At 70.4% G+C, this 8,715-nt stretch carries 7 protein-coding genes; 1 reads left to right on the top strand and 6 read right to left on the bottom strand.

Annotation, left to right across the window (positions count from 1 at the left end; all coding sequences use genetic code 11):
* The first annotated feature begins 13 nt into the window (after nucleotides 1-13).
* Nucleotides 14-1,384 carry an IS66 family transposase gene (locus C569_RS31305; RefSeq protein ID WP_081636068.1) on the top strand — a complete coding sequence of 457 codons (1,371 nt, stop codon included), beginning with the start codon at nucleotides 14-16 and terminating at the stop codon, nucleotides 1,382-1,384.
* 656 nt (nucleotides 1,385-2,040) lie between these two features.
* On the opposite strand, the gene C569_RS0128055 is transcribed toward C569_RS31305, so the two are convergent.
* Genes C569_RS0128055 through C569_RS31295 form a run of 6 tightly spaced genes read right to left on the bottom strand, consistent with a single transcriptional unit; the run spans nucleotide 2,041 to nucleotide 8,680 of the window.
* Nucleotides 2,041-2,790 carry a thioesterase II family protein gene (locus C569_RS0128055; protein WP_026268749.1) on the bottom strand — a complete coding sequence of 250 codons (750 nt, stop codon included), beginning with the start codon at nucleotides 2,788-2,790 and terminating at the stop codon, nucleotides 2,041-2,043.
* Complete coding sequence (locus C569_RS0128050) at nucleotides 2,787-4,043, bottom strand: cytochrome P450 (RefSeq protein WP_018789040.1); 1,257 nt, start codon at nucleotides 4,041-4,043, stop codon at nucleotides 2,787-2,789. Before C569_RS0128050 ends, C569_RS0128055 begins: the two co-directional genes overlap by 4 nt.
* Nucleotides 4,034-4,363 carry an acyl carrier protein gene (locus tag C569_RS31300; RefSeq protein WP_018789039.1) on the bottom strand — a complete coding sequence of 110 codons (330 nt, stop codon included), beginning with the start codon at nucleotides 4,361-4,363 and terminating at the stop codon, nucleotides 4,034-4,036. The genes C569_RS0128050 and C569_RS31300 overlap by 10 nt, the downstream gene beginning before the upstream one ends.
* Nucleotides 4,360-5,622 (bottom strand): cytochrome P450, encoded by a 1,263-nt coding sequence (locus C569_RS0128040; protein WP_018789038.1) that lies wholly within the window; start codon nucleotides 5,620-5,622, stop codon nucleotides 4,360-4,362. The genes C569_RS31300 and C569_RS0128040 overlap by 4 nt, the downstream gene beginning before the upstream one ends.
* 14 nt (nucleotides 5,623-5,636) lie before the next feature.
* Nucleotides 5,637-6,881, bottom strand: coding sequence for a cytochrome P450 (locus C569_RS0128035; RefSeq protein WP_018789037.1), 1,245 nt, complete (start codon nucleotides 6,879-6,881; stop codon nucleotides 5,637-5,639).
* Nucleotides 6,872-8,680, bottom strand: coding sequence for a non-ribosomal peptide synthetase (locus tag C569_RS31295; protein ID WP_196806810.1), 1,809 nt, complete (start codon nucleotides 8,678-8,680; stop codon nucleotides 6,872-6,874). Before C569_RS31295 ends, C569_RS0128035 begins: the two co-directional genes overlap by 10 nt.
* Nucleotides 8,681-8,715: the final 35 nt, after the last annotated feature.

Below are 8,715 nucleotides of genomic sequence, written 5' to 3'. Positions count from 1 at the left end.
GGATCTGGTCGCGATGCTGGTTGAGCTGCGGGAACGGGTTGATCGACTGGAAGCGGAGAACACTGAGCTGAAACGCCGGTTGGGGTTGAACTCCTCGAACTCGTCGAAGCCTCCCTCGTCGGACGGTCTCAGTCGCCCAGCCCGGCAGCCGGGCAAGGGCAGTGGACGGCGGCGGGGTAAGCAGCCCGGGGCGCCGGGGTGGACCCTTGAGCTGGTCGCGGATCCGGATGAGGTGGTCGAGCACCGGCCGCAGCGGTGTGTCCATCCGGGTTGCGGGTCGCCGTTGAGTGATGGGCGTGAGTACGGGCGACAGCGCCGGCAGGTGATCGAGATGCCCGAGCGGCGGCCGCTGGTCGTCGAGCACCGGCTGATCGCGGTCGAGTGCGGCGGGTGCGGGCAAGTCAGCGAGCCGGCGGTGCCGGCCGGGGTGTCCGGGCGGGTGCAGTACGGCGCCGGTGTCAAGGCCGCCGCCGTCTACACGCGGGCCGCGCATTTCCTGCCGTTCGCCCGAGCCGCCGCTGTGATGGGCGACCTGCTCGGCGTGCGGGTGTCGACCGGGTTCGTGCATCAGGTGGTCGGTGAGGCAGCCCGCAAGCTCGGGCCGTTCGTGTCCCGCACAGGCGCGTTGCTGCACGTCCAGCAGGTGCTGCACGCCGATGAGACCCCGGCCCGCGTCGACGGCGCTTTGAAGTACGTGCACGTGGCCTGCACACCCGAACTGACCTTGTTGCACGTGGGCGGCCGCAGCAAGGCCGACATCGACGCCGGGCAGGTGCTACCCGGGTTCACCGGCATCCTGGTCCGTGACGGCTACGCCGCCTACCGGCACCTCACCGACGCCGAGCACGCCTGGTGCGGAGCCCATCTGATCCGCGACCTGCGCGGTGTGCACGAGTCCGATCCGGCGGGCCAGGGCTGGGCCGAGGTGATGGCGCAAACCCTGCTGATGGTCAAGAAGACGACCGAGCAGGCCGTCACCGCGGGCCGAGACGCGCTGTCAACCGACGAGATCAGTCACATCCGAGCCTGTTACGCCGGCGCGCTGGCCTACGGCCGCGAGCAGAACCCTCCCGATCGTGACGGCAGGCCGTCACGCGCCGGCACGCTGGTCGAACGTTTCACCGCCCACCGCGACATGATCCTGCGGTTCACCATCGACCTGGCCGTGCCGTTCACCAACAACCAGGCAGAACGCGACCTTCGCCCGGTCAAGCTCCAACAGAAGATCTCCGCAACCTGGCGAACCCTGCAAGGCCTGGCCGACTTCGCCACCCTACGGTCCTACCTGTCCACCGCCACCAAACACGGCAAGGACGCCCTCGACGTGCTCAAACAACTGTTCACCACCGGACCGTGGCTACCCGAACCGGCAACCTCAAGCTGAATACGTACGGATCAACATTTCAGTCGGTCAGGATCGGTGGAGGTGGCAGGGGTAACGCCTACCCGCTTGAGGACCACGGTAGCCTGATTGGCCCTTGTCCAGCCTGTCAGCGGTTCTTGCCCCTCATAGGTGGAAGAGGGTAGGCAATGTCACTTCCGCCGGAGCTGCGGGCAGCGCTACAGAACTTGCGCAGGATTCGTTCAGAAAGGCCGGTTGGCGATTGTGATCCAGAATCGTATGCCGTCTGGCGAGACCGGATTGCGGATACCCTGGAATCGCTGTCCGCTGTCCTGTTGTATGACGAAGATCGTCGCAAAGCCGTTGCCGAATCGGTGGCGGCGCGCAATGAGGCGGCGAATATTCGAGCCGAACTGAATAAGCTAACCTGACTTGTGGGTGATTTGTTGTGAGCCGGCGTTCTGGCCCACAAGTGCGAGCCGGAGCGATTACGCATGGTAGTGACCGACTATCACGGGATGCTGCCGGGCGCTCGGGTTGCCGTCACGGTTGCCGTCACGAGCTTGGGCAGTATGCGCACGTATCGATGTCATTGGTGGCACGGATCGTCGCCGGCACGCCTTCCGGTGGCGTGCCGCGTAGCGGTGCGGCGTCGATCGCGCCGATCCACGCGACCCCGGTCTCCCACCTCGCCCCGATCACGACGGTGCCAGCAGCTCCGTGAGGAGCACATCGCGCAGGACGTCGGGTGGATCGAGGAAGGTGAAATGCCCGCCGGGCAGCGTGACGAACCGGGTGTCACCGCACCGGTCCCAGCCCTTCATCTGCTCCGGCCGGACGTCCGCGTCGTCGGTCCAGGAGAGCGCGAGCACGCGACCAGGAAGCCGCGTCGGATCCGGTACGACGTACGCCGCGTTGGCGGCGACGTCGGTCGCCAGCGTGGTGACGGCGAGATCGAGTAGGTCCGGGACCGGTGTACCGCCGAGGTGCCGCACGATCGCGGCCATCTCGACGGTGAGTTCGGCCCGATTCATGCTCAGGAACCGACCGTAGGGTCCGTCCTGGGGAGCGACCTCGGACGAGACGACCACGCACCGCGGTATCGGGCCGCAGGCGGCGACCAGTTGGGCGGCGACCTCGTATGCGGCGAGCGCCGAGCCACAGTGACCGAAGAAGCCGAACGGGCGGTCCAAGTGTGGACGAAGTGTGGGGATCAGTGCCCCGGCGAGGTCCTGGTACGTGGCGGGAGCAGGTTCCCGGATCCGATTCTCCCGCCCGGGCGGCTGCACCGGGCAGATCTCCAGATCACCGATGAACCTGGGCCACCGGTGGAACATGCTCGCTCCGCAGCCGGAGTACGGCAGGCAGAACAGCCGGGCAGCCGAGTCCGGGGATGGATCGCGCAGCAGCCAGCGAGGCGCCCGGCGGCGTCGGGCGGGCGATGTCACCGCGCACCCCCGGTGCCGGCGGAAGTCCGGCGGGTCACCCGGACCGGCGCGTGAGTGAAACCGGCCGCGAAGGTCGACCGGATGTGCCGCACCCCGTCCACCGGTCGCACCTCCGCCACCCGGGCGAAGAACTCGTCGAACACGGCGGTGAGCATCAGCCGGGCCAGCGCGTAGCCGATGCAGTAGTGCGCCCCGCCGCCCAGCGCGACGTGCCGGTTCGGCTGCCGGTCGGGTACGAAGACGTACGGGTCGACGAAGACGCTCTCGTCGCGGTTGGCGGAGCCGAGCCAGACGACGACCGGTGCGCCCGCCGGCAGCTGAACTCCGCCGAGCTCGGTCTCGCGAGTGGTGTGGCGCAGGAAGTGGTTCGCCGGTGACGCCCAGCGCAGCGCCTCCTCGACCAGCAGGTCGAGGCGTGGACCAGCGGCCGACAACCGGCCGTAGTCACCTGAGCGGGCCAGTTCGAGTAGGGCGGCCGTCGGCACGTTCGGCACGGTCACGGCCGCCCCGAGCAGCAGGCTGTAGCAGTTGGACAGTACGGCACCGGGATCGAGGGCGGCACCATCGACCTGTAAGGCCAGCAGGGTACCGATCAGGTCGTCCCCACCCCGTCGCTGTCGTTGCCGGACCTGGTCCTGGAAGTAGGCGAACAGCTCTCGGTGGGCCCGCTGCAAGGTGGCGACGGGCCCACGGGGTAACTGCCACGTCTCGTCGTCGGGTGCGATCGCCATCATCGCCAGCCGGGTCAGCCGGTCCCAGTCGGCGTCCGGTAATCCCATCAGCGTGCCCAGCACCGCGACCGGCAACCGGTTGAAGATCCCTGCGAGGTCGACGACGCCCTCCTCGGGCAGGTCCGACAGCAGGGTGGCGACTCGCGCGCGGATCATCGGCGCGTGCCGGGCGACGGCGGCGGTGTCAAGTTGCCCGTGCAGCGGTGCTCGCATGCGGGTGTGCCGGGGTGGATCGGTCGCGGCGAGTTGCCGGCCGCTGGCCGGGTCCGGCTTGCCCAGCAGGGTCAGCAGAGTCCCCCGCTCCGAGGTGAACGTCTGGTGGTCACGCAGCACGATCCGGACGTCAGCATGCCGGGTGACCGACCAGAAGCCGAGTCCTCCGGTGGGTTGCCAGGAGACGGGAGCGTGGGCCCGGGCCCAGCGCCAGGCGGCGTGCGGGTCGTCGGTCGCGTGGATGGTCGGGTCGGCGAGATCGAGCGGAGCCGGTCGGTCGGGGCCTGGCGGGGCGGGGATCAGTCGCACGCGCCGCTCCCGGCACGATTTTCGTCGATCGCGGCGGCCAGGTCGGCCACGGTCGGATCAAGGTAGAGGGTGGCGGCGGGTACGGTCACCCCGAACGTCTGCTCTATCTCGACGAGAAGTTCGGCCGCGAGCAGGGAGTGCCCGCCCAGCTCGAAGAAGTCGTCGTCGACCCCGATCTGGTCCAGGCCCAGGCGGGCCTGCCACAACTCGGCGAGTTGTTCCTCCAATTCGGTCGTGGGGGCGCGGTACTCGCTGGACAGGTCGGGGTTACGTGGGCGTACGACAGGAGGGGTCGCACCCGCGCCGACCGGGCCGGTCATACCAGCACTCCGGCCTGCCGGGCCGGCACCGGTCGACAGTCGATCGGCAGCTGGGTGATGCCGTTGATGAAGTTGGAGCGGAGGTGGACCACCGGCCCGGCCACTTCGAAGCCGTCGAGCTGCCCGATCATCTCCGCCAGGAGGATCCGCAGCACGGACTGGGCCGGCGGTGCGCCGATGCAGCGGTGCACGCCCACGCCGAACGCGAGGTGGGGGTTGATGGTGCGGGCCGGGTCGAACCGGTAGGGGTCGGTGAAGATCCGTTCGTCGCGGTTGGCCGCGCCGATCCAGGCGGCGACGAGTTCTCCCGGTCCGAGGTCGACCTCGCCGAGCCGGACCGGGGCGAGGGTCCGGCGGAGCAGGTGGTTGGTCGGCGAAGCCCACCGCAGGGCCTCCTCGACGGCACGCGGGACCAGGTCGGGACGGGCGCGTACGGTGTGCCACGCCTCGGGCCGTTCGGCCAGCGCCAGCACCAGGTGGGCGGCGACCTGCGGGGTCGTGGTGACCGCCCCCATGACGAAGCTGTAGCAGTTCAGCAGCACCTCCTGCTGGTCGAGCCGGCGTCCGCCCACGTCGAGGTGGAGCAGCTCGGAGACGACATCGTCCTGCGGGCGGCGGTGACGGTCCCGGATCACCTCGTTCAGGACGGTGAAGAGTTCCAGGTGGGCGCGGTGCAGGGTAGCGCTCGCCGAACCCGTTGCGTACGCCGGATCGTCCGGCGCGACCCCGGCCATCGCCCACCGGGACACGTCGGACCAGGCGGACTCGGGAATGCCGATGACATCGCCGGCGGCGACCATCGGCAGGGCCAGGGTCAGCTCGGTCCAGTCGGTCACCCCGCCAGCCGCGAGTCGGTCGCGGACGATCCGACGGATGCGGTCGCGGACCCGGGGCGCGTGGCGGCGGGCAGCGTGCATGGACATCAGCGGGATGGTGGGTTGGCGGACCCGAGTGTGGCGGGGTCGGTCCATCAGGTTGATGGTGCGGCCCCCGGCCGGGTCGCCGCCGGTGACGGCGAGGATGGTGCCGTGCTCGGAGCCGTAGTTCTCGTCGTCGAGGAGCACCGCCGTCACGTCGTCGTATCGGGTGACCGACCAGAAGGTGCTGCCGTCGGGGGTCTGCTGCGCCCAGATCGGCGCCTGGTCGCGTAACAGCCGCCAGGCCCCGTGCTGCGAGGAGTCGACGTAGCGTTGGGGGTCGTACAGGTCGATGGTGTCGAGGGTGGGCGGCGGGGTGCTCGCCGGTTCCGCCATCCGCATGGCCAGCGCCTTCCTCAGTGCCGTGGGATGCCCTGCACGGGCATCGAGACGAGTCCGTTGATCCAGTTCGACTGGAGGTGGACCAGCGGTCCGGTCCGGTCGAACCGGGTGTACGCGGCGGCCAGTTCCTCGAAGAGGATGGACAGGGCCAACCGCGACGACGGTGCTCCGACGCAGTAGTGCGGGCCGCCACCGAAGCCGAGGTGACGGTTCGGCGCGCGCTGGATGTCGAAGGTGAACGGGTCGGTGAAGACCGCCGAATCCCGGTTGGCCGACGCGACCCACGCGACCACCCAGTCGCCCTCGGGGATCGACACGCCGCCGATGCTGGTGTCTGCCGTGACCCGACGGACCAGGTGGTGCGTCGGCGAGGTCCACCGGACGCCCTCCTCGACCAGTCCCGCGACGGCGGCGGGGTCGGTGAGCTGCGCCCACACGTCGGGCCGGTCGACGAGCGCGAGCAGGGTGTGGCTGGCCACGTGGGGCGTGGTGGTGTTGGCGCCCAGGATGAAGCTGTAGCAGTTGAGCAGGATCCGCCAGTCCTGGACCGGCGCCTCCCGGTCGTCGAGGGCGTCGAGCGAGATCAGTACGGAGATCAGGTCCTGCCGCGGAGACCGTCGCCGGTCCTGGATCAGCTCGCGGAAGCACGCGAACAGCTCGTGGTGAGCGATCCGCAGGGTCCGGGCCGGTGTCGACGCGAGCGCGTACTCCGGGTCGTCGGGCGCGATGCAGGCCGCCGCCCAGATGGCGATGTCGTCCCAGTAGCGCTCGGGAACGCCCATCAGCTCCCCGGCGATGATCATCGGCAGTCGCCGCATCAACCGCGCGAAGTCCTGCTCACCGTCGTGACAGGGGGCGACGAGGTCGCGTACCCGCTCCCGGATCCGGGGGGCGCGATCCCGTACGACGGCGTGGCCGAGCGCCCGCATCGTCGGGCCCCGGACCGTCCCGTGCCGCGGCGGGTCCATCAGGGTGATGGTCTGCCCGCCCGCCGCGTCGCCGACCCCGACCGAGGCGAGGATCGTCCCCTCCTGCGAGCTGAACGTCTGGTGGTCCTTGATGACGGTCTCGCAGTCCGCGTGCCGGGTGACGCACCAGAAACCGGTTGCCCCCGGGCGGTCGTGGAACCACACCGGGGCGTTCTGCCGCAGGCTCCGCCAGGTCGCGTGCTGGTCGGCCGTCTGGTAGGCGGCCGGGTCGTACAAGTCGATGTCACCGAGCTCGACAAGCGCCCGGGGGGTGGCGGCGCTCAGCTCCATCGTGCCGCCTCCGGGGTCCGTGCCGACCGGGCGCCGGCCAGGTCGGCGAGGTCGCGTGGGGTCGGACCGCCGAAGAACTCCCCGGCGCTGATCTCCACGCCGACGCTCCGGAGGCGCTCGAGGAGCCAGACGCTGCGCAGCGAGTCACCGCCGAGTTCGAAGAAGTCGTCGTCGACGCCGACCTGGTCGAGTTCGAGCACCTCGGCGCAGACCTCGCAGAGCAGCCGTTGCAGGTCGGTGGCGGGCGCGCAGTAGTCCGGCAGGCCGGGCAGGTCGGCACGGGCGGTCCACGGTGCGGGCAGCCGGGACCGGTCCGGTTTGCCGTTGGGGTCCAGCGGCGGGTCCTCGAGGAGGACCAGGGTCGCCGGCATCAGGTAGCCGGGCAGCCGCTCGCCGAGCCAGGCCCGCAGGGCGAAGGTGTTTACCTGCCGGCCCGGGTGGGGCACCGCGTAGGCGGCGATCCGCTTCTCCTCGGCGTTGGTGCTGACCGCCACCGAGAGAGCATCGGCCAGGTCCGGGTGGCGCCGCAGAACCGCCTCGATCTCGCCCAGCTCGACCCGGAAGCCGCGGATCTTGACCTGCCGGTCGAGCCGTCCGTGGAAGTCGAGGGCGCCGTCGGGACGGCGGGCGCCCCGGTCCCCGGTGCGGTACATGCGCCGGCCCGGCTCAGGGCTGAACGGATCCGGCAGGAAGCGCTCGGCGGTCAGCTCCGGCTGACCGTGGTAGCCGCGGGCGATCCCGACGCCGCCGAGGACGATCTCGCCGATCTCGCCGTCGGGGACCGGCCGCAACTGCGGGTCGAGCACCCGCCAGTGCATGCCGGCCAGCGGCGTCCCGATCGGTACCCGTTCTGGCGTGGGCGCGGTGACGGCATGCAGGGAGGCGAAGACGGTCGTCTCGGTCGGCCCGTACGCCGCGTAGAGGCGGGTCCGGCGGGCGGCCTCGGCCACGTACTCCGGCGACAACACATCACCACCGGCGATCAGGCATCCGACGCTGTCCAGGGCGGCCGGGTCGTAGCGGGCGATCAGGTGGAACAGCCCGGTGGTCAGGAAGAGCCAGTCGGGCCGCCAGCGGCGTATCTGGGCGGCGAGCTCGGCGACACCCACGACGGTCGTGTCGAACAGCACAAGCGTCCCGCCCCGGCACAGCGCTCCCCAGATTTCGAAGGTCGAGGCATCGAATGACGTCGGCGCGAGCTGGGCCACCACATCTCCCGGCGCGATGGCGATCCGTGGTTCGGTGGTGACCAACTCGGTGACGCTGGCGTGGTCGACCACCACCCCCTTGGGGCGGCCGGTGGACCCGGAGGTGTAGATCAGGTACGCGGCGCCGTCCGGCGTCGCATCGACCGGAGGCGTGCGCACGCCGTCGGCCGGGTCGTACGAGTCCTGGTCGTCGATGCGGAGCACGGGTGGCGAGTCGGCGGGCAGCTTGTCGGCGTGGGCGGCGTCGGTGACCACCAGGGTGGCGTGGGAGTCGGTGAGGATGAACCGTTGCCGCTCGACGGGGTAGGCCGGATCCAGCGGCACGTAGTACCCGCCGGCCCGCAGCACCGCGAGCATCGTCACGACCAGCTCCGGGCCCCGGGGCAGCACGACCGCCACCGCCGTCTCGAGGCTTACCCCGTGCTCGGCCAGCCGCGCGGCGAGCTGGTCGGCGCGGGCGGACAGTTCGCCGTAGCGCATCTCGTCCGCCCCGTAGCGGATCGCTGGCGCGTCGGGGGCGACGTGCACCCAGTGCGCGACGAGCTGCGTGATGGTCGTCCGCAGATCAGGCCGGACGGGGTGGGGAAGCAAGCTGGTCACGGTTCACCGCCAAGGGGTCGTGGGGC

Origin of the sequence: Micromonospora sp. CNB394, assembly GCF_000374985.1 — a bacterium.
Lineage (GTDB): Bacteria > Actinomycetota > Actinomycetes > Mycobacteriales > Micromonosporaceae > Micromonospora > Micromonospora marina.
This window is presented reverse-complemented; position numbering and strand designations above follow the sequence as displayed.